This is a genomic window from Streptomyces sp. NPDC008163, from assembly GCF_042956885.1.
Lineage (GTDB): Bacteria > Actinomycetota > Actinomycetes > Streptomycetales > Streptomycetaceae > Streptomyces > Streptomyces drozdowiczii_A.
The window spans coordinates 294065-313844 of record NZ_JBIBHG010000009.1; the positions used below are offsets into that span (position 1 = coordinate 294065).

Consider the following 19780-nt stretch of genomic DNA (forward strand, 5'->3'; position numbering starts at 1 on the left):
AACGCACCTGTGGCGTCGCGACCGGAGGTACAGATGAGCGCGATGGACATGCCCGCGGATCTGCCGAAGGACTCGGCACGCACCGCCGCCAGAGACCGGCCGGCAGCACCGAGGATCAGCTGGCTGACGCTCGCCCTGATGACCACGGCGTCGGTGGCGAGCCTGCGGGCCGCACCGACGATGGCGGTCTATGGGCTGGCCTGCGTCTTCCTCTATCTCCTGCCGGCCGTCGTGTTCCTGCTGCCGACCGCGCTGGTCTCGGCCGAGCTGGCCTCGGGCTGGCCCGGCGGCGTCTACCGCTGGGTGAGCGAGGGGCTGTCCAAGCCGCTCGGATTCCTCGCCGTGTGGTGCCAGTTCGCGATGACGATTTTCTACTACCCGAGCCTCCTGGCGTTCGTGGCGTCCACGATCGCTTACGTCATCGATCCCTCGCTCGCGTCCAACGGCCTGTACACCGCGATCGTGATCATGGTGCTCTACTGGACCGGCGTCTGGGTCTCGTCCCGGGGCACCAAGGCCCTGGCGGGCCTGTCCTCCTGGGGGCTCGTCATCGGCACACTGATCCCCGGCACGGTGCTGGTCGTGCTCGGCATGGTCTTCCTCGGACAGGGGAACGCCTCCGCCGCGCCGATGACCTCGGCCCATCTGCTCCCCCAGTGGACGGGGCTCGCCAGCCTGGTGCTCATCGTCAACAACTTCCTGTCGTACTCCGGCATGGAGATGAACGCCGTGCACGTCTCCTCGCTGCGCGATCCCGCGAAGGAGTACCCGAAGTCGATGTTCCTGGCGATGGGTCTGGTGCTGCTGATCTTCATCCTGCCGGCACTCGCGATCAGCTGGGTCGTGCCCGCCAGCCAGCTGAGCCTGACGGCCGGTGTGATGCAGGCGTTCGACGCGTTCTTCGCCCACTTCCATGTCGGCTGGATGACGCCGATCGCCGCGGTGATGCTGGTGTCGGCGGCGCTCGGCGGGATGCTGACGTGGCTGGCCGGGCCGTCCAAGGGACTGCTGGAGATCTCCCGCAGCGAGGGCTATCTGCCGCCCTATCTGCAGCGGCTCAACAAGAACGGCATCCAGCAGAACATCCTGGTCACGCAGGGCATCGTGACCACCGTCATCGCGCTGCTGTACGCGCTGATCCCGAACGTGTCGAGCGTCTACTGGATCTTCTCCACCATCACGACGCAGGTGTACCTCATCGTCTATCTGCTGATGTTCGTGGCGGCCGTCCGGCTGCGAAAGACCCAGCCCGACCACCCGCGCGGCTACCGCGTGCCGGCGCTCGGCGTGCTGTGCGGGGTCGGTCTGCTGGCGTCGCTCGCGGCCCTGGCCATCGGTTTCGTGCCGCCCTCGCAGTTCGGCGGCGGCAGCGTCGGTGTGTACGTGGCCATCGTCGGTGGCGGGCTCGTCATCCTCGGCCTGCTGATCCCGTGGCTGTTCCTGAAACTGCGCAAACCCGGCTGGCGCACGGCGGCGGCCGGCGAGGAGGCCGCGTCATGAGCCCGACCCGCTTCGCCTCCGAGCACCGCTGGCTCTACATCGGCGCGATCCTCCTCCTGGTGGCGCTCGTGGTCGTCGGCATCATCCGCTACGAGAAGGTCAAGACGAACAACAAGGCGACGGAGAAGGCCGAGCAGCTGGCCGACGCCGCCGCGGCGGCCGGCTACCCCCGTCCCGACGTCGGCACCATCAAGCGCACCCTGGGCGACGACGGCGGCCAGGTCTGCGAGAAGCCGGGCTCCTCGCTCAAGTCCGCGCTGTGGAAGATCAGCATTTCCAACGGCGCCACCGGCCCCGGCATGCGCCCCGTGATCGGGGACACCGAGGCGATCCGGGCCGAGGCGAAGATCCTGGAGATCTACTGCCCGGACAAGCTGGACAAGATCGAGGACAAGATCGCCGATCTCCGGACCGAGAACACAGTGAGGCGCTGATGGCCACCGACGAACTCGCCGGACGCATCTCCGGCCTGATGTCCCGCGCACGGACGGATCTGACCGAACTGGTCTCGATCCCCTCCGTGGCCGACCCCCGGCAGTACCCGCCCGAGGAATGCGAGCGGGCCGCCCAGTGGGTGGCCGACGCCTTCACCGAGGCCGGCCTGCGGGACGTGCACCTGGCGAAGACCCCGGACGGCAGCAACGCGGTCATCGGGCACCGCCCGCCCCCTCCCGGCGCCCCGACCGTACTGCTCTACTGCCACTACGACGTACAGCCCCCGCTGGACGACGACGCGTGGACCACGCCGCCCTTCACGCTGACCGAACGCGACGGCCGCTGGTACGGACGGGGCACGGCCGACTGCAAGGGCAACATCGTCATGCACCTCACCGCCCTGCGCGCGCTCGGCGACGACATTCCCGTCGGGCTGAGGTTTGTGGCCGAGGGCTCGGAGGAACAGGGCACCGGCGGCCTCGAAGCGTATGTGGCCGCGCACCCCGAGGAGTTCGCCGCCGACGCCCTGCTGGTCTGCGACACGGGGAACGCGGCCGTCGGCGTCGGCACCGCCACCACCTCCCTCCGTGGCGTGGTGAACGTCGTGGTCACCCTCGACACGCTGGCCGGCGAGGTGCACTCCGGGATGTTCGGCGGGCCGGCCCCCGACGCGCTGGCCGCGCTGATCCAGCTGCTTTCCACCCTGCGCGACCCCGAAACCGGGGCCACCCGGGTACGCGGCCTGGACGCCTCGGGCACCTGGGAGGGGGCGCGCTACGAGGAGGAGCAGTTCCGCGAGGACGCGGGCGTCCTCGACGGCGTGCCCCTCACCGGCACGGGCACCGGCTCGGTGTCCGATCTGCTGTGGGCCCGCCCGGCGGTCACCGTCCTCGGCATCGACTGCCCGCCCGTGGTGGGCTCCTCCGCCTCCGTCCCGCCCACCGCCCGGGCGCGGGTGAGCCTGCGCATCCCGCCGGGCACCGACGCCGACACCGCCCAGCACGCGCTGACGGACCATCTGACCTGGGCCGCCCCCTGGGGCGTACGGGTCGAGGTGCAGCCGGAGCAGGCCGGGGCGCCGTTCCGCGCCGCCACGGACGGTCCGGCGTACCGGGCGCTCGGCGAGGCGATGCGGACCGTGTACGGCAAGCCGATGGCGTACCTCGGCCAGGGCGGGTCCATCCCGCTCTGCAACGTCCTCGCGGACGCCTGCCCCTCGGCCGAGATCATCCTGATGGGCGTCGAAGAGCCCCGGTGCCTCATCCACGCGCCCAACGAGAGCGTCGACCCGGCGGAGATCGAGCACATGGCCCATGTGGAGGCCCTCTTCCTCCACGCCTTCGCCCGCGCGCCGCGCTGAACGCGGTGACGGGAAAGGAGCCCGTCGGGGAAGCGGAAGGTCACGACGCCCTCGTCGGCTTCCTCGACGGGCTGACCCGGCTCCTGCTCGGGACGAGCGGCGAGGGGGCCGAGCAGGTCGAACGATCCGTCACCTCGGCGGCCCGCGGCCTCGGCGGTGCCGCGTCGGTGGCGGTGCTGCCCGACGCCGCCACGGTCGCGGTCACCTCGCACGGCCGCAGCACGGCCATCGTGGTGCGTGCCTTCCCGGAAGCCTTCCGGATGGACCGGGTGGTGGCGCTCAAGCCGCTCCTGGACGAGGTGGCGGCGGGCCGGCTGGACGCCCGGGGGGCCGGTGACCGGCTCGCCGCGATCACCCGCGCCGCTCCCCCGTACCCCTGGTGGGCGAAGCTGCTGGGGGTGGTGCTGTTCTCGGTGGGCTTCGCGCCGCTGATGCAGCCGACCTGGTACGAGGTCGGGAGCACCGCGGTCCTCGCCACGGTCGCGGCGTGCCTGGCCGTCGCGGCGGACCGGCTGCCCCGGCTGGCGATGGTGCTGCCGCTGATCGCGGCGGTGACCGTGTCCCTGCTCGCCCTTGAGGTGTTCGCCCGCTCTCCCGCGCACGGCGGCCCGGTGCTGCTCATGCTTCCGGCGCTGTTCTTCTTCGTTCCGGGCGACTATCTCAGCGCGGCGGCGGCCGAGCTGGCCGCCGGATACCTCACGACCGGTGCCGTGCGGCTGGTGTACGCGGTCGCGCTCCTGGTCCAGCTCTATGTGGGCGTGATCCTGGGCCTGGTCGTCACGGGCCGCCCGCGTGAGGACCTGTTCGACGTGGCGGCCGGGGCGGATCTGCCGCGCTGGGTGCTCTTCGCGAGCTGGCTCGTCTTCACCGCGGGCGCCCTGCTGGCCTTCGCCGTACCCGCCCGGCTGCTGGGCGTGCTCCTGGTGCTCGTGTATCTGACGGTGGGCGTGCAGACGGGCTTCACCAAGCTGCTCGGTGACGTGGGCGGCACGTTCACGGCGGCGGTCGTGCTCGGCGCGGTCACGACCTGGCTGGCGCGCCGTCCGGGGCGTCCGCCCCGGCTGGTCCTGGTACTGCCGGGCTTCTTCACACTGACAGTGGGCTCGCTGGGGATGCGGGGGCTGACGGCGCTGGCAGGCGGGTACGCGATCGAGGGCTTCCAGGACCTCACGGAACTGGTCACCCTCGTGACGGCGATCGGAACCGGGCTGCTTCTGGGCGCGGTGCCGGCGCAGCGGCCGGGCGGCAGCGCCTGACGCCGGGCCGGTCGCCGACGGGCCGGTCTCAGATGTTCGGGATGTCTCCGCCGTCGGCCGGGGCGGCCTCGTTCAGCGCGAACCAGGCGGTCTTCCCCTCCGGCTCGGGCCGTACGCCCCACTGGTCGGCGAGGATGTCCAGCAGGAGCAGGCCGCGGCCCGAGGAGGCGAGTTCGCCCGGAGTGCGCTGGTGAGGCAGTTCGTCGCCGCGGTCCATGACCTCGACCATCAGCCGGCGGGTGCCGGTCTCACCGGAGACGGTGGCGTTGAGGGCGCCGTCCTGGTCGGTGTGCACGAGCACGTTGCCGAGGAGTTCGGTCGCCAGGAGCACGGCGGTGTCCACCTGGTCGGGGCGCGCCCAGTCGTGCAGCAGCGCCTTCAGCTCCGCGCGGGCCTCGGCCAGCCCCTCGCCCTGGTCCTGGCCGACGGTGAGCATCAGCCGGCGCTGGCTGACCTCGGCGCGGGCGTGGATGGCGTCGCGGCGCAGCAGCAGAAGGGCGATGTCGTCGCCGTCGCGGGCGGCGGCATCCTCGCGGGCGCCGGGGCCGGGGTCGAGGACGGCCGCCATGAGCCGGTCGGCCATGCCCTCCAGGTCGTCGGCGGGGCCGGGCGAGAACGCGTCGCGTACCCGCACCCAGCCGGTGTACATGTCGTGGCCGCCGTTCTCGATGAACCCGTCGGTGCACAGCATGAGGATCTCGCCCTCGTGCAGGCGCACGGTGTCGATGGGGTAGTCCTCCTCGCCGGGCATCAGTCCGAGCGGCAGCCCGCCGCTAACGTGCTTGAGCATGCAGGTGCCGTCCGGCATGCGCAGGACGGGGTGCGGGTGACCCGCGCGGGCGATGTGCAGATCGCCGGTGGACGGATCGGCCTCGATGTACAGGCAGGTCGCGAAGCGGTCCTCGTCCAGGGTGGTCAGGAAGCGGGAGGCGCGTGCCAGGACGGCGTCGGGGCCGTGCCCCTCGGCCGCGTACGCGTGCACGGCGGTACGCAGTTGGGCCATGAGCCCAGCGGCGTGCACGTCGTGTCCCTGGACATCGCCCATCACGACGGCCATCCGCCCGTTCGGCAGGTCGATGGTGTCGTACCAGTCGCCGCCGACCATGAGGCCGCCGCCGGTCGGCACGTAGCGGGTGGCCACGCTGAGCCCGGTCAGGGCCGCGCCCGCGGTGTGCATGCTGCGGCGCAGGCCTCGGGAGAGTTCCAGTTCGGCGCGGCTGGCCCGGGCGCGTTCGAGGACCTGGGCGATCATGCGGCCGGTGACGGTGAGCAGGGCCCGCTCGCTCGCTGTGAAGTCCAGGGTGGTGCGGAAGGCGGCCAGCCAGACGCCGACGACCCGGCCCGCGGTCACCAGCGGCAGGAAGGCCCACGCCTCGCGGCCCTTGCGCGCGGACAGGTGCCAGGTGGCCGGAAAGCGGCGGCGGTACTCCTCCGTCGAGCCCAGGTAGACGGCGCGCCCGGTCCGGGCGACCTCGGCGGCCGGGTAGCCGGTGTTCATGGGCATGCGGAAACCGCGGCCCGCGCCGCCGGGCCGGAATCCGTACTGCCCGAGCGCGGTCAGGTTGCCGTCGGCGACGCCGAAGACGCACTGCCCGTCCAGCGGGAAATCGGGGGCGTACAGGCCGGCGGCGAGTCTCAGGGCCTCGTCGAGGGTGTCGGCGGCGGCGACCGCGTGTCCGGCCGAGAGCAGCAGGGAGTCGCGGCGTCTGGCCTCTTCCGGGGTGCCGGAGCCCCGGGTATCCCGGTCGGGCCCCGGGGGGCGGGCCGGGTCGGGGCCGGGCGCCTGCATGCGGTTCAGCGCCTGGATCTGGTCCAGCTCCGCCTCGAACGCGTCGATCGGTGGCTCATGCCGTTCACCACCCATCCGGCCTTCCCTTCGTCCCGAAGTCGTCGGCGACTGTTCATTCCATGCTCCGACGGGAGAGCCGGGTCCGCAGTGCGAGACATCGCCGTACCGCCCCCGGAAGGTGCCGGGCGGGTAGGGAGGCCGGGCCGTCCGCGCGGGCCTGCCGGGGTGACCGGCGGGTCCGGAAGCGCTCGGACGTAAGCCCTGGCCGGGACGGTTCGTGGGCTAGCGGTACGCCGGTGACCTGCGGATATCGCTGAAGTCGATGGCCCGGTCGGCCTCCCGCATGGTCTCTTCAGCCACCCGGCGCACCTCTGCCATCACATCCCCGTGCTCCTCCACGAGACCGGCGTAGATCGGTGCCTCGGAACTGTCTGTGAAACTCACGTCGAACTGCCTCAATCGGTCGTGTCTGCCGTGGTCCGGCCGGAAACAGGGGCCGATTCTACGCAGGTCCGGCGCCGGGTCCGCACGGGGCTCCGCACATTTGACCTCAAGCTCGCTTGAGCTCCTAGCGTTCCTCTCACACCCCGGTCCGCACCGGCCGCCGGGGCCGTTCCGATCCGTCCCGCCTCGGAGGCACCCGTATGAGCATGGAAGTCACCGCGTGGTCGTCGCTGCACAGCACGATCAACGCACAAGCGGACCGCCGCCCCTTCTCCCGGGCCACCGTGCGCCGGATCGCCTCGTTCGCCCGGCCGCGCCGCCGGCAGCTCTACCGGTTCCTGGTGCTCAGCGTCGTCACGGCACTGCTGGCCGTGGCGACGCCGATGCTGGCGGGGCGGGTGGTCGACGCGATCGTGCAGGGCAAGGAGAGCGGCACGGTCGTCCGTCTCGCCCTGCTGATCGCGGTGATCGCCGTGGCGGAGGCCGGTCTCGGACTGGTCACCCGGCTGCTGTCGGCCACGCTGGGTGAGGGGCTGATCCTGGACCTTCGGTCGGCGGTCTTCGACCACGTGCAGCGGATGCCGGTCGCCTTCTTCACCCGGACCCGGACGGGGGCCCTGGTGAGCCGGCTCAACAACGACGTCATCGGCGCCCAGCGGGCGTTCAGCAACACCCTGTCCGGGGTGGTCTCCAATGTGGTGACGCTGGTGCTGACGCTCGCGGTGATGCTGACGATCTCCTGGCAGATCACGCTGCTCGCACTCGTGCTGCTGCCGGTGTTCGTCGTGCCGGCCCGGCGGATGGGCTCGCGGATGGCGCGCATGCAGCGTGAGGCGGCCGCGCACAACGCGGCGATGAGCACGCAGATGACCGAGCGGTTCTCGGCGCCGGGCGCGACCCTGGTAAAGCTCTTCGGCCGGCCCGCCGACGAGTCCGCCGAGTTCGCGGCTCGGGCGGGGCGCGTACGGGACATCGGCATCCGTACGGCAATGGCGCAGTCCACGTTCATCACGGCGCTGACCCTGGTGTCCGCGCTCGCCCTGGCCCTCGTCTACGGACTGGGCGGCTACTACGCGCTGCACGGCAGCCTGGAGCCGGGCGCGGTGGTGACGCTGGCGCTGCTGCTCACCCGGCTCTACGCACCGCTGACGGCCCTCGCGGGCGCCCGGGTCGAGGTGATGAGCGCGCTGGTGAGCTTCGAGCGGGTCTTCGAGATCCTGGACCTGAAGCCGCTGATCGCCGAGAAGCCGGACGCCCGTACGGTGCCCGAGGGTCCGGTGTCCGTGGAGTTCGACGGTGTCTCCTTCGGCTACCCGTCCGCCGACAAGGTGTCGCTGGCCTCGCTGGAGGAGGTCGCGACCCTGGACTCCCGGGGCGGCACGCGGGTGCTGCACGACGTCTCGTTCCGGGCGGAGCCGGGAAGGATGGTCGCCCTGGTCGGCTCGTCCGGCGCCGGCAAGTCGACGATCGCCCAGCTGCTGCCCCGGCTCTACGACACCGATGAGGGCGCGGTACGGCTGAACGGCGTCGACGTACGCGATCTGACCGCCGATTCGATCCGTGACACGCTCGGCATGGTCACCCAGGACGGGCATCTCTTCCACGATTCGGTGCGCGCCAACCTCCTGCTGGCCAGGCCCTCCGCAACCGAGGACGAGATCTGGGACGCGCTGCGGCGCTCCCGGCTGGACGGTCTGGTGGCCTCGCTGCCCGATGGGCTCGACACGGTCGTGGGCGAGCGCGGATACCGGCTCTCCGGCGGTGAGCGCCAGCGGCTGACGATCGCCCGGCTGCTGCTGGCCCGGCAGCGGGTGGTCATCCTGGACGAGGCGACGGCACACCTCGACTCCACGTCCGAGGCGGTCGTGCAGGAGGCTCTGGCCGAGGCGCTGGAGGGGCGCACCGCCCTGGTGATCGCGCACCGCCTTTCGACGGTGCGGGCCGCCGATCTGATCCTGGTCGTGGAGGAGGGCCGGGTGGTGGAGCGGGGCACGCACACCGGACTGCTGGCGGCGGGGGGCCGGTACGAGGAGCTGTACCGGACGCAGTTCGCCTCGCCGGACGGGGCGGGCGAGCAGCAGGAGCCCGTGAAGTCCGTCTGACGCGAGCGCCCCCGGTCCGTACGGACCGGGGGCGCGGGGAGCGGGGGGTGCTCAGTCGTTGTCGGTCTCCTGGTGGGTGACCGAGCCGTTCGACGCGTCGATGTCGAAGGTCGTCTTCTTCCAGTCCTTCGACACGACGTCGGTCTTCCAGACGAGCGTGCCCTGGTCGTTGTCGTCCAGGTCGAGGGCGGTCACCGTCCCCTGCTGCTTCGCGGTGGCGGCCTTCGCCGCCTGCTGCGGGGTCTGCTTGGCCTGGGTGATCCGCTTGGCCGTCTTGGCCTTGTCCGACGTGCTCTGGCCGGTGTCCTCGGAGGAGCTGAGGACCTTGCCTGAGACGGCGTCGATGTGGACCTTGTGCTTGGTCCCGGTCTTGGCGGCGACGGTCGCGACCCACTGCGGGGCGCCGGCCGCGGCGCTGCCCGTCGGGGAGGGGCTGCCGGTGGGGCTGCCGGTGGGCGAGGGGCTGCCCGTCGGAGAGGGGCTGGGGCTCTCATCGTCGTCGGCCGCGTCCTCGGCGGTCTTCAGTTCGATATCGACGAGCTTGCCGCCCTTGACCTCGCCCTCGGCCGTGGTGATGGCCTTGTCATAGGTGACCTTGGTGGCGGAGATCAGGTCCTTGCGTTCCTGCTGGTCCTCCGTCATCTGGCCGGGCGAGGCACTCTCGCTCCCGGTGGGGGACGGACTCTTCGTGGCCTCGGGCACGGCGCGGGCCGCCTCCGAGGTCTTCGTGCTCGCGGAGGTGCTGCCGCTGTCCTGGCCGCAGCCGGTCAGCAGGGCGGCGGTGACCACGACGCAGGCGACGCCGGCGGCGCGCACGCGGTGGGCACGGAGGAATCCGGTGTTCTTGGAGGGGGAGTCACATGTCATGCCCGCATGCTTAACCGCCGCGCGGCTCCGGCATGTGGGATGACCGGGCAGTGTCACCCGATCGACCGCCATCCCGTCCCGGCCCCGCGTGTCGCCGGGGTTCGAGGGGATTTCGTGCACGCCGGGCGAAGATGCGACGACCGTCCGAATTCCCTGGTCACGCGGGTCGCGATCCGGCGGCTTTGGTGCGAGCCTGAAAGCATGACCTGGGCGTCCTGGACAACACGCGGAGTGTATTCGGGGCACGGCGGCGTGCTCACCGATGAGGTCGGGCCGCTGTCCGGCGACCTGACCATCCACACCACTTGGGCCGAGGGCACGGCACAGATCACCGTGCAGTACACCGATGCGGCCGACTGGTTCACGATGGCGGGCAGCCCCGTGCCCTGTCCGTCGGAGGAAGCGAGCCGCGCTCTGCACGCGGCCGCCGTGGAGGCGGTCCGGCAGGGCTCGGCGGCGACGGTCCCCGTACTGCAACCCGGCCCCGAGCAGGCCGCGGGCTCCGAGTGAATGGCCGGGCCCGTGCGCATACGGGACCGGCCATCGAGATGTGCCCATGCGCGGTCAGGGGCGGATGCCGCTCACCACGTCCGCGGTGGCTGTGATGCCGTCCTGGATCGTGGGGGCCATGCTGGTGCCCGCGAGGAGGAATCCGAGGATTCCGCACACCAGTGCGTGCGAGAGCTTCATTCCGCCGTTGCGGAGGAAGACCACCGCGAGAATCAGCAGAAGCAGCACCACCGAGATCGAAATTGCCATGGCCAACCTCCTCCGCCGCGCCTGATTTGCGGCATTCGGCGTCAGTGTGGCGCAGCCCCCGGGCCGTCCGGCGCACCGGCGTGTCCGCCAAACGGGTAGGGCTTGGGTCGAGGCCGCCGAAGTGGGGAAGGGGAGTCCGTCGCGCAGGGGGCGCGGGGGCGTTCCCGCGCCCCCTGCGGCGAAACCTCAGGGGGCCGGCAGCTCCATGAGCGCGGCGACGGTGTCCCGGTGGCGTCCCGCCGTTCCGTACGCGGTGGCGTCGGCCTTGGCCCGCTTCAGGTAGAGGTGCGCGGGATGCTCCCATGTCATCCCGATCCCGCCGTGCAGCTGCACGCACTCCTCGGCGGCATGGACCGCGACCTTCGAGCAGTACGCCTGCGCGACCGCCACGGCCAGCGGCGTGTCGGGGCTGCCCGTGGCCAGGGCGTCGGCGGCGTTTCGCGCGCCGGCCCGGGCCGAGACCACCTCCAGCCAGAGCTGCGCCATGCGGTGCTTGAGCGCCTGGAAGGAACCGATGGGCCGGTTGAACTGGTGGCGCTCCCGGGTGTGTCGCACCGTCTCGGTGAGGCACCACTCGGCGAGTCCCAGCTGTTCGGAGGCGAGCAGCCCGGCACCGGCGAGCAGCCCCCGGTCCACCGCGCGCCGTCCGGCCCCGGCGTCCGCGAGGCGGGTTCCGGCGGCGCCGTCGAGCGTCACGGTGGCGAGCGGTCGGGTGAGGTCGAGCGCGACGAGCGGTTCGACGCGCACCCCAGGGGCGTCGGTGGCGACGGCGTACAGCCCGTCCGCGGTGGGGATCAGGAGCACGTCGGCCGCGGCCGCGTCGGCCACGGGGCCCAGCGTCCCGGCCAGGGAGCCGGTCGCGGCCGAGGCGTGCACACCTGCCGGGTCGGCCGAAGCGGCCGCGAACGGCACGGCCACCACCGCGACCTGGCGCCCCTCGGCGAGCCCGGACAGGAGCTCCGCGGCCGGCCCGTCCGGTGAGCCGAGCGCCAGCAGCGTCTCGGTGGCGACGACGGAGCTGGTCAGGAACGGCGCCGCCGCGACGCTGCGGCCCAGCTCCTCCAGTACGACGGCGGCCTCGCGGTGCGTGGCGCCCTGGCCGCCCAGCTCCTCGGGCACGAGCAGTCCGGCGGCACCGATGCCGGTGGCCAGCGCCTTCCACAGCTGCGGGTCGTACGGCGTGTCGGACTCGGTGCGGGCGATCACCGACGGCGCGTCGGCGCGGTCCGCCAGCAGGGAGCGGACGGCGGCGCGCAGGTCCTCCTCGGTCTCGGAGTAGAGGAGGTCGGGGGCCTGGCCGGCTTCGGTCTGTGCGGTCATCGGGAGAGGTCCTTCCAGGCGACGTCCTTGTCGTTGCGGGGCTCGGAGGGCAGACCGAGTACACGCTCGGCGACGATGTTGAGCAGCACCTCGCTCGTACCGCCCTCGATGGAGTTGCCCTTGGAGCGGAGGTAGCGGTAGCCCGCGTCGCGGCCGGTGAAGTCGACCAGTTCGGGCCGCCGCATGGTCCAGTCGCTGTACAGCAGGCCCTCGTCTGCGAGGAGTTCGACTTCGAGACCGCTGATCTCCTGGTTGAGCCGGGCGAAGGCGAGCTTCATCCCCGAGCCCTCGGGGCCCGGCTGGCCCGCGACGAGCTGCTGGCGCAGGCGTTCGCCGGTGAGCCGGGCGACCTCCGCCTCGACCCACAGGGTCAGCAGGCGCTGGTGCAGGTCGTGGGTGCGCAGATCGGGCCGTTCGCGCCAGGTCCTGGCGACCGGGCCGATCATGCCGCCCTCGCGGGGGATGCGGGAGCCGCCGATGGAGACGCGCTCGTTCATGAGGGTGGTCTGGGCGACCTTCCAGCCCTCGCCGACGGGCCCGAGCCGGTGGCTGTCGGGGATGCGCACTCCGGTGAGGAAGACCTCGTTGAACTCGGCCTCGCCGGTGATCTGGCGGAGCGGCCGGACCTCGACGCCGGGGTCGGTCATGTCGCAGATGAAGTAGCTGATGCCGCGGTGCTTGGGCAGGTCGGGGTCGGTGCGGGCGATGAGGATCGCCCAGCGCGCGAGATGGGCGCTGGAGGTCCATACCTTCTGCCCGTCGACCACCCAGTCCTGGCCGTCACGCACGGCGCGCGTGCCGAGGGCGGCGAGGTCGGAGCCGGCGCCCGGTTCGCTGAAGAGCTGGCACCAGACCTCCTCTCCCACCCACAGCGGCCGCAGGAACCGCTGCTTCTGCTCGTCGGTGCCGAAGCCGAGGATGGTCGGGGCGGCCATGCCGAGGCCGATGCCGATGCGGCGCGGGTCGTTGTCGGGGGCGTTCGCGGACGCGAGTTCGGCGTCGACCACGGGCTGCAGGGAGCGCGGGGCGTCCAGGCCGCCGAGCCCGGCCGGGTAGTGCACCCAGGCGAGTCCGGCGTCGAAGCGCGCCTTCAGGAAGTCGGTGCGTCCGGTGGTGGCCGGGGGGTGCGCGGCGAGCAGTTCGCGGGTGCGGCGGCGCAGTTCGGCGGCGTCGGGTGCGGTCATCGGGCGGCTCCTGACGGGAGGACGACGATGCGGCCGGTGCTGGTGCCGTCGGCGACGCGCTGGACGGCGGCCGCCGCCTCGCCCATCGCGACCCGCTCGCTGATCAGCGGCTTGATGCCGCCTTCGGCGGCGAGGCGGGTCAGCTCCCGGTGGCAGTCGCGTACGGCCTGCGGGTCCTTGGTGTTGTAGAGGCCCCAGTGGAGGCCGAGGACGGAGTAGTTCTTCACGAGGGCGTGGTTGAGCCCGGGGGTGGGAATCGTGCCGGACGCGAAGCCGACGACGACGATGCGCCCCTCGAAGGCGATGCACTTCACGGACTTGGCGTACGCGTCTCCGCCGACCGGGTCGTAGACGACGTCGGCGCCCCGGCCGCCGGTGAACTCCTTGACCGCCGCCACGATGTCCTCGGTGTGCCGGTCGATGACGAGGTCGCAGCCGAGCGCGGTGGCGGTCTTCGCCTTCTCCGGTCCGCCGACGACGCCGATGACGGTGGCGCCGGCGGCCTTGCCGAGCTGGACGGCGGCGCTGCCGACCCCGCCAGCGGCGGCGTGCACGAGCAGGGTCTCCCCCGCCCTCAGCCGGGCGCGGCGGTGGAGCCCGAACCAGCCGGTCTGGTAGCCGATGTGCAGGGCCGCGGCCTCCGCGTCGTCCAGGGATTCCGGGGCGTCCAGCAGGGCGGCCTCGTCGGCGACGACGTACTGGGCGAGACCGCCGTGCGGCAGGGCGGGGGTCGCCAGCACCCGGCGCCCGTCCCCGGTGCGGCCGCAGACCTCGACGCCCGGGGTGAACGGCAGCGGGGGCCGTACCTGGTACTGGCCGCGGCAGAGCAGCGCGTCGGGGAAGTTGATGTTCGCCGCGAGCACCTCGACGAGCACCTGCCCGTCGCCGGGCACCGGCCGGTCCGTCTCCTCCAGCCGCATCACCTCGCTCGGCTCGCCGTTCCGGTGCACTCGCCATGCCTGCATGAGGGGCCTCCACAACACTGTCGGCATTACCACTGCTCCGGCGCATACTAAGCGGTCGCTTGCCCCTGAGGGAACAGCCTGCGGAACAACCTTCGAAACAACGCTCCCGCACACGGCCGTGCGCCCGGCCCCGTCCGCGAAGATCGCGGGGCGCCGGGCGCACGGCCGCAGGCGAGGGCTACTCGCCGACCACCACCTCGGCGATCTCCGGCGCCGCCGCACCGGCCTTCCAGGCGAGCCGCACCGCGTCGGCGGTGCGCCCGGCGGTGTCGATGGCGGTGTACGCGCCGTGCAGCGCGCCCACGGTGCGCCAGGTGCCGTCCGCCGCACGCAGCTGGACATCGGCCGTACCCTCCGAGCCGGACGGCCGCAGCACCGTCACCGAGCCGACCGGCCGCGCGGCGACGAGGTCCACCACCAGCGACTCACCCGTGCCCGCCGCCCGCGCGCCCCGGTACACGGTGCCCGGGTCGCCGTCGGCCGCCGCGCGCAGCGAGGAGCCGGTGGCGGCGGGCGGGTTGCCGCTGACCGCGCCGTCCGTGGTCGTGACCTGGAATTCGCGGACCACGACCCAGCTGCTCTGCCCCGCGGTGGCCCGGGCGCGCACATAGCGCGCCTTCGTCCCTGCGGGCGGGTCCGCCGCCACGTCGGGCTTCCCCGAGAGGTCCGCGAGCTTCTGCCAGCTCCTGCCGTCCGCCGAGAACTCCAGGACCCCTTCGTGGAGGTAGTCGTCGGTGCTGCCCGGCTTGGACATGGCGAGCGTGACGGTGCCGATGGCCCGGGACCCGCCGAGGTCGACGGTCAGCTGGTCCCCGGCCGCGGGCGCCCCGTCGCTCCAGAAGTACGTGGAGTCGTCGCCGTCGAGCATCCGGGAGACGGTGTTGCTCTGGTACGTGCCCAGGCTGGTCGAGGCCGTGGGCCTGCCGCTCACACCGAGCAGCCGGTCGTACTCGGCGGTGGCGGCGTCGGTGAACCCGTCCAGCTGGCCGTCGCCGACCAGCACCGGCACCTTGCGCCCGTCGAGCCCGGTGTACGTGAACGAGGCGGCGCGCTCCACCTGTGCGGGCAGCCGCTGCCGGAGCTCCCACGCCTGGGCGCCCTTCCCGGCGCGCGCCGCTTCGACCATGCGCAGGGCGGTGCGTGTGGCGGTGGCCCAGGACTCGGTGGCGTCCAGCCAGGGGCCGGAGTCCGCGATGAAGCCCCGGTCCGGGAGGGCCGCGCGCAGCCGGGCGGGGGCCGCGCCCAGCGAGGCCAGGACGGAGTCGAGCCGCCTCGCGTCCCCGGACTCCCAGTAGCGGGCGATGGCGGCGGACAGTTCGGGCGCCTTCGCGGTGTTGAGCGCGGAGCTGTAGTTGACGTCCGCGAAGGCCCGCAGCGCCTTCGCGGTCCGGGCGTCGCCGCCCGCGTACTCCTCGATGCCCTTGCCCCAGGACTCGCGCGGGTCGTAGGCGGCGTCGTTCCAGGAGTAGTCCGCGACGGTGTACAGCGAGAGCTTCGACGCGTACGACTGGATCATCGGGTTGGCGGTGATGCCGGCGAGCCGCCCGGGCAGCCCCTTCTCGCGGCCGTTGAAGGGGCCGAGCAGCAGCCGGTTGGTCGCGTAGTCGTTGACCGGGTAGTTGTCCCAGGTCAGGATCGGGTGTCCGAATACCTGACGGGCGGCGTCCGCCTGAGCGACCGTCATGGTGGGGGCGACGACCCCGACACCGGTCCACTCGACCAGCACCTCGGGGTCGAGCTGTTGGGACAGGGCCGTCTTGTACGCCGACGGGCTGACGTTGTAGTACTCGGTGGGGACCATCTGGAGCGGCTGGGCGCCGGGGTGGGTGGCGATGAACTCCTGGTTGACCCGGTTGAGCAGATGGGCCTGGGCGGCGCCCGCCGCACCGCCACCGGTCCCCCACTTCGCCTTGTCGGCGTCGCAGTTCCAGTCGGTGTAGCTGATGTCGTCCAGCGGGACCGCGAAGGTGCGGACGCCGATGTCCCACATCGTCTGGAACTTGCCGATGAGCGCCTTCACGTCCGCGTCGGAGCTGTAGCAGACCGAGAGGCCGGGCGAGAGGGCGTAGGTGAACTCGACGTGCCGCAGGGCCGCACGGTCGGCGAGGTCCCTGATCTGCGCGAGCCGGTCGGCGGGGTAGGGGTCGCGCCACTTGGCCCGGAGATAGTCGTCGTCCTTGGGCGAGTACACGTAGATGTTCATCTTGTGCTCGCCGTAGTAGTCGAGCTGGTCGAGGCGGGCCTCGTGCGACCAGGGGGTGCCGTAGAAGCCCTCGATGACCCCGCGCAGCGCGGTGCCGGGCCAGTCGCGCACGGCGAGTCCGGCGACCTCGGCGCCCGGGTGTCCCCGGTGCGGCAGGACCTGACGCAGGGTCTGCGCGGCGTAGTAGGTGCCGGTGGCGTCCTTGCCGGCGAGGACGATCCGGCCTGCGCCGACCCCGAGGACGTAGCCCTCGGCGGGCAGTTCGGCGGGCCCGTCGAGCTTCTGCGCGGCGAGGGCGGCGGCATCACCCGCGTACACGGTGAGTCGGCCGGGAACGGGGCGCTGCGCGCGGACGACGTGGCGGGCGCCCGCCGTGCGCAGGGCCGTCTCCACGACGTCGAGCGTGGGTCCGTCGGCGGTCCCGCCGGTGATCAGGGTGACGGTCGGGGTGACGGTCACCCGGTCGGGGCGGCGCTCAGCGGACTGCGGGGTCGGGGTGATCGTGGGCGTGTCCCGGGCCCCGGCCGGTGCGGGCGGGGTGCCGGCCGCTTCGGCGGACGGCCCGGCGGCGAGCATGCCGCCTGCGAGCAGGGTCGCAGCGGCGGCGAGAGCGGTGATGCGGGGCGGGCGAGGCGTCACAGGTCCTCCATTGGTCACTCAAGACACCAAAGTCGCGCAACACAACGGGACCGAATGCAACATCCTGGCGCTTGCATGTCAATGGTCTGGACAACATCAGCGAGCGGACCTGCGGTTTTACGACCAACCGACCCTTGCGCGATTACCGGGCGAAGAGTTCGAAGGTGACGGCAGGCCGCCCGCCGAAACGCTCGGAGGCGGCCTCGGCATTGCCCGTGAGGAAGGTGCGGCAGTAGGTCTCGGGGTCTTCGTCCGTGAGGACTTCGATGTACGTGCGGTGGGCCAGGAGGGACTGCACGGACCGTTCCAGACCGGCGGTCGCGTCCACCGCGTGGGTGGGCGTGGACGATCCCGCCACGGCCACCCAGCGCACTCCGTCCCACGGTTCGAGGCCCTGCTCCCCCAGCTCCGGGAAGGTCCACCGGTTGCCCGCGTCGGCCGCCGCGTCGAGCGTGGCACGGCCGACGGCCCGGTGGTCCGGAGTGTTCCACGCCACGCCGCCCCAGGTGTCACGGTGGTTCAGCGTGATCACCAGCTCCGGACGGTACCTCCGGATGGCCGCCGCGATGTCCCGGCGGAGCGGGACGCCGTACTCGATCACCCCGTCACGGTGGTCCAGGAACTCGACACGGGAGACGCCGACGGCCGCCGCGCTCGCGCGCTGCTCCCGCTCGCGCAACGGCCCGCACTCCTCCGGTTCGAGGGTGTCGATTCCGGCCTCGCCCCTGGTCGCGAGCAGATACGTGACCTCGCGTCCCGCGTCGGTCCAGCCGGCCACCGCTGCCGCGCAGCCGTACTCCAGGTCGTCGGGGTGCGCGACCACGGCGAGCGCGCGCCGCCAGTCCTCGGGCATGGGCTTCAGCTGCTCGGTCATATCAGCAGGCTAACGGGCAAGGGAATGGTGAGACCCGTGACACGACCGACTCGATACCCAGGGGGGTATCCTGGGCCGTCCGGGGCAGGAGAGAGCGAGACCTGTCCCGTACCCCGGTGAACGAAAGGAACACAGCTCGTGACCAGCCCCGTATCCCTCTCCCCCGCCCAGGCCGCCGCCCGCCTCACGGAGTTCACCGTGATCGACGTCCGCGCGCCCGGCGAGTACGCCGCGGGGCACGTGCCGGGGGCGCTGAACATACCCCTCGACCGGCTCGACGAAGCGCTGCCCGCGCTCAAGTCCGCGAACGCCCGCGGCGCGCTGCTCCTGGTCTGCGCCTCGGGCAACCGTTCCACGCGCGCCTGCGACCTCCTGTCGGCGGCCGACATCGAGGCCGCGACGCTCTCCGGCGGCACCTCCGCCTGGGCGAGCCAGGGCCACGGCCTGGAGCGTCCGGAGGGTGCCCGGGCCACCTGGCCGATGGAGCGCCAGGTCCGGCTGGCGGCCGGCTCGCTCGTGGCGGCCGGGCTGCTGGCGGGCGTCAAGTACCCCGTCGCGCGCTGGCTGTCCGCCGGTGTCGGCGCCGGTCTCGTCTTCTCCGCCGTCACCGACACCTGCGGGATGGCGGCGGCCCTGTCGAAGCTCCCGCACAACCGCGCGCCGCGCTCGGCGCCGAGCCTGAACGCGACGCTGGACGCCCTCCAGGGCTGAGACGTCGCGGGGCCGGTGCCGTACGGCCGGCCCCGCGACGATGTACGTCAGGCCTCGTCGCGGACCAGTGCGAGCAGCCGGTCCAGCACGCGGGGCCCGCCCGCGCGCAGCCCGTCGTGCTCGAACTCGTCGGTCACCCAGGTGCGCAGCCCCCGGATCGCGGCGGCGGTGCGCAGCGCGTGGGCGGTGTCCACGTACATGTCGTCGTGGTAGACGGCGGCGGCCACCGGGACCTCGTTGGCGGCCAGCCGCTCGGGGTCGTACAGCGGCTCCCAGTCGGTGCGGGCGGCGAGCAGCGCGGCCGTCTCGCGCAGCGGGCGCAGCGCGGGGTCCACCTCGAAGTGCCAGGGGTGGATGGACTCGCCCGTGAACAGGACCGGCCCGTCACCCGCGAGGGCCGTGGCGGCGTCGAACTGCGGGAACTCGGCGCGTACCCGCTCGGCGGCCCAGTCCGTGGGGCGCCCGCCCTGGCCGTAGATGGCCTCGTGCAGGAGCGCGTACAGCGGGTGTCCCGCGAAGGAGGTCGCGGTGCGCATCGCCTCCTGGAAGCTGTCGGAGAGCTCGGTGCCGTGCGGGGTGCGGACGAAGGCGTTCTCCAGGAGGTAGTGCAGCTGGTGGCTGCCGCTGCCGCCGCCGAGCATGATGCCCAGGGACTGGAAGCCCTCGGGCGTCAGCCGGTGCCCGGCACTCTCGGGGCGGTGCTCCGCGAGGTGAGCGGTGATCTCCCGGGCGCGTTCGACGTCCTGCGGGTAGCGGGCGTAGTGCGCGGCGGCCTTCCGTTCGATACGGGGGTACGCGGCCCGGTAGACGTCGTCCGCGTGGGCGTCGAGGGAGGGCAGGCCGCCGGTGATCAGGACGGTGTTCAGGCCCTCGGGTGCGGACGAGAGGTAACGGACGGCGCAGAAGCCGCCGAAGGACTGGCCGAGAACCGTCCAGGGCGCGCCGCCGGTCAGCTGTGGGCGGATGAATTCGCAGTCCCGCACGATGGTGTCGGCGCGGAAGTGCGCGAGGTAGTCGGCCTGCTCGCGCGGCCCGCCGCGCAGCGGCAGGGTCTGCCGGTTGGCCGGCGTCGACAGGCCGGTGCCGCGCTGGTCGAGCAGGAGCACCCGGAATTCCCGCACCGCCCGCCCGAGCCATGCCTCGGCGCCGGTGAAGCGCCGGGCGCCGAAGCCGGGACCGCCCTCCAGATACAGCAGGTAGGGCAGCTCCCGGCCCGCCTTGGACGCGGCCACGATCTCCCGGCCGAAGACCTCGATCTGCTCACCGCCGGGGTCGGCGTGGTCGAGCGGGACGGTGAAGCGGTGGTCGGTGAGGACGAGGCCGGGCTGCCGGTAGCTGTTCAAGGGTGCTCCTGGATCGGACGGTTCCCGGA

General features: G+C 72.5%; 17 protein-coding genes. 7 read left to right on the forward strand and 10 right to left on the reverse strand.

The window, feature by feature from the left end; translation table 11 throughout:
- Positions 1-33 precede the first annotated feature (33 nt).
- The 4 genes from ACFZAT_RS21770 to ACFZAT_RS21785 are packed head-to-tail and all read left to right on the forward strand — an operon-like array spanning position 34 to position 4551.
- Positions 34-1500: an amino acid permease gene (locus tag ACFZAT_RS21770; protein WP_391265896.1), complete on the forward strand. Its 1467-nt coding sequence runs from the start codon at positions 34-36 to the stop codon at positions 1498-1500.
- Positions 1497-1934 carry a hypothetical protein gene (locus ACFZAT_RS21775; RefSeq protein ID WP_391265897.1) on the forward strand — a complete coding sequence of 146 codons (438 nt, stop codon included), beginning with the start codon at positions 1497-1499 and terminating at the stop codon, positions 1932-1934. Before ACFZAT_RS21770 ends, ACFZAT_RS21775 begins: the two co-directional genes overlap by 4 nt.
- A complete protein-coding gene (locus ACFZAT_RS21780; RefSeq protein WP_391265898.1) occupies positions 1934-3295 on the forward strand; it encodes a M20/M25/M40 family metallo-hydrolase in 1362 nt (453 codons plus the stop codon). The genes ACFZAT_RS21775 and ACFZAT_RS21780 overlap by 1 nt, the downstream gene beginning before the upstream one ends.
- 5 nt (positions 3296-3300) lie before the next feature.
- Positions 3301-4551, forward strand: a complete 1251-nt coding sequence (locus ACFZAT_RS21785) for a threonine/serine exporter family protein (RefSeq protein WP_391265899.1) — start codon at positions 3301-3303, stop codon at positions 4549-4551.
- Between the two features lie 28 nt (positions 4552-4579).
- Here ACFZAT_RS21785 and ACFZAT_RS21790 read toward each other — a convergent pair whose 3' ends face one another.
- The gene (locus ACFZAT_RS21790; RefSeq protein ID WP_391265900.1) at positions 4580-6415 is read right to left on the reverse strand and encodes a SpoIIE family protein phosphatase; all 1836 of its coding nucleotides are present in this window, start codon (positions 6413-6415) and stop codon (positions 4580-4582) included.
- A 207-nt stretch (positions 6416-6622) separates the two neighbouring features.
- Entirely contained in the window at positions 6623-6784 is a 162-nt protein-coding gene (locus ACFZAT_RS21795) for a hypothetical protein (protein ID WP_328903992.1), read from the reverse strand.
- Positions 6785-6984: 200 nt separating this feature from the next.
- Here ACFZAT_RS21795 and ACFZAT_RS21800 point away from each other — a divergent pair, with 200 nt between their 5' ends.
- Complete coding sequence (locus tag ACFZAT_RS21800; RefSeq protein ID WP_391265903.1) at positions 6985-8886, forward strand: ABC transporter transmembrane domain-containing protein; 1902 nt, start codon at positions 6985-6987, stop codon at positions 8884-8886.
- Between the two features lie 51 nt (positions 8887-8937).
- Here ACFZAT_RS21800 and ACFZAT_RS21805 read toward each other — a convergent pair whose 3' ends face one another.
- Positions 8938-9753, reverse strand: a complete 816-nt coding sequence (locus ACFZAT_RS21805) for a PepSY domain-containing protein (RefSeq protein ID WP_391265906.1) — start codon at positions 9751-9753, stop codon at positions 8938-8940.
- A 201-nt stretch (positions 9754-9954) separates the two neighbouring features.
- On the opposite strand from ACFZAT_RS21805, the gene ACFZAT_RS21810 reads away from it, so the two are divergent.
- Complete coding sequence (locus ACFZAT_RS21810; protein ID WP_026171776.1) at positions 9955-10263, forward strand: hypothetical protein; 309 nt, start codon at positions 9955-9957, stop codon at positions 10261-10263.
- 54 nt (positions 10264-10317) lie between these two features.
- Here ACFZAT_RS21810 and ACFZAT_RS21815 read toward each other — a convergent pair whose 3' ends face one another.
- The 6 genes from ACFZAT_RS21815 to ACFZAT_RS21840 all read right to left on the reverse strand — a co-directional run bounded on the left by ACFZAT_RS21815 (position 10318) and on the right by ACFZAT_RS21840 (position 17697).
- A complete protein-coding gene (locus tag ACFZAT_RS21815; RefSeq protein WP_391265908.1) occupies positions 10318-10512 on the reverse strand; it encodes a hypothetical protein in 195 nt (64 codons plus the stop codon).
- Between the two features lie 186 nt (positions 10513-10698).
- The gene (locus tag ACFZAT_RS21820) at positions 10699-11832 is read right to left on the reverse strand and encodes an acyl-CoA dehydrogenase family protein (RefSeq protein ID WP_391265910.1); all 1134 of its coding nucleotides are present in this window, start codon (positions 11830-11832) and stop codon (positions 10699-10701) included.
- Complete coding sequence (locus ACFZAT_RS21825) at positions 11829-13016, reverse strand: acyl-CoA dehydrogenase family protein (RefSeq protein ID WP_391265911.1); 1188 nt, start codon at positions 13014-13016, stop codon at positions 11829-11831. Before ACFZAT_RS21825 ends, ACFZAT_RS21820 begins: the two co-directional genes overlap by 4 nt.
- Positions 13013-13981, reverse strand: a complete 969-nt coding sequence (locus ACFZAT_RS21830) for a zinc-binding dehydrogenase (protein WP_391265912.1) — start codon at positions 13979-13981, stop codon at positions 13013-13015. Before ACFZAT_RS21830 ends, ACFZAT_RS21825 begins: the two co-directional genes overlap by 4 nt.
- 178 nt (positions 13982-14159) lie before the next feature.
- Complete coding sequence (locus tag ACFZAT_RS21835) at positions 14160-16823, reverse strand: beta-N-acetylglucosaminidase domain-containing protein (protein ID WP_391265914.1); 2664 nt, start codon at positions 16821-16823, stop codon at positions 14160-14162.
- A 142-nt stretch (positions 16824-16965) separates the two neighbouring features.
- Entirely contained in the window at positions 16966-17697 is a 732-nt protein-coding gene (locus ACFZAT_RS21840; protein WP_391265915.1) for a PIG-L family deacetylase, read from the reverse strand.
- 138 nt (positions 17698-17835) lie between these two features.
- Between ACFZAT_RS21840 and ACFZAT_RS21845 the strand changes: the two genes are divergently transcribed.
- Positions 17836-18408, forward strand: a complete 573-nt coding sequence (locus ACFZAT_RS21845; protein ID WP_391265916.1) for a rhodanese-like domain-containing protein — start codon at positions 17836-17838, stop codon at positions 18406-18408.
- A gap of 47 nt (positions 18409-18455) precedes the next feature.
- On the opposite strand, the gene ACFZAT_RS21850 is transcribed toward ACFZAT_RS21845, so the two are convergent.
- A complete protein-coding gene (locus tag ACFZAT_RS21850; protein WP_391265917.1) occupies positions 18456-19751 on the reverse strand; it encodes an alpha/beta fold hydrolase in 1296 nt (431 codons plus the stop codon).
- Positions 19752-19780: the final 29 nt, after the last annotated feature.

What these genes read in the sequence shown, in the direction of transcription:
- ACFZAT_RS21830 (WP_391265912.1), bottom strand. Translation starts at nt 13,981, where the DNA reads ATGCAGGCATGGCGAGTGCACCGGAACGGCGAGCCGAGCGAGGTGATG.
- ACFZAT_RS21840 (WP_391265915.1), bottom strand. Translation starts at nt 17,697, where the DNA reads ATGACCGAGCAGCTGAAGCCCATGCCCGAGGACTGGCGGCGCGCGCTC.
- ACFZAT_RS21810 (WP_026171776.1), top strand. Translation starts at nt 9,955, where the DNA reads ATGACCTGGGCGTCCTGGACAACACGCGGAGTGTATTCGGGGCACGGC.
- ACFZAT_RS21770 (WP_391265896.1), top strand. Translation starts at nt 34, where the DNA reads ATGAGCGCGATGGACATGCCCGCGGATCTGCCGAAGGACTCGGCACGC.
- ACFZAT_RS21790 (WP_391265900.1), bottom strand. Translation starts at nt 6,415, where the DNA reads ATGGGTGGTGAACGGCATGAGCCACCGATCGACGCGTTCGAGGCGGAG.
- ACFZAT_RS21820 (WP_391265910.1), bottom strand. Translation starts at nt 11,832, where the DNA reads ATGACCGCACAGACCGAAGCCGGCCAGGCCCCCGACCTCCTCTACTCC.
- ACFZAT_RS21800 (WP_391265903.1), top strand. Translation starts at nt 6,985, where the DNA reads ATGAGCATGGAAGTCACCGCGTGGTCGTCGCTGCACAGCACGATCAAC.
- ACFZAT_RS21815 (WP_391265908.1), bottom strand. Translation starts at nt 10,512, where the DNA reads ATGGCAATTTCGATCTCGGTGGTGCTGCTTCTGCTGATTCTCGCGGTG.
- ACFZAT_RS21780 (WP_391265898.1), top strand. Translation starts at nt 1,934, where the DNA reads ATGGCCACCGACGAACTCGCCGGACGCATCTCCGGCCTGATGTCCCGC.
- ACFZAT_RS21775 (WP_391265897.1), top strand. Translation starts at nt 1,497, where the DNA reads ATGAGCCCGACCCGCTTCGCCTCCGAGCACCGCTGGCTCTACATCGGC.
- ACFZAT_RS21825 (WP_391265911.1), bottom strand. Translation starts at nt 13,016, where the DNA reads ATGACCGCACCCGACGCCGCCGAACTGCGCCGCCGCACCCGCGAACTG.
- ACFZAT_RS21805 (WP_391265906.1), bottom strand. Translation starts at nt 9,753, where the DNA reads ATGACATGTGACTCCCCCTCCAAGAACACCGGATTCCTCCGTGCCCAC.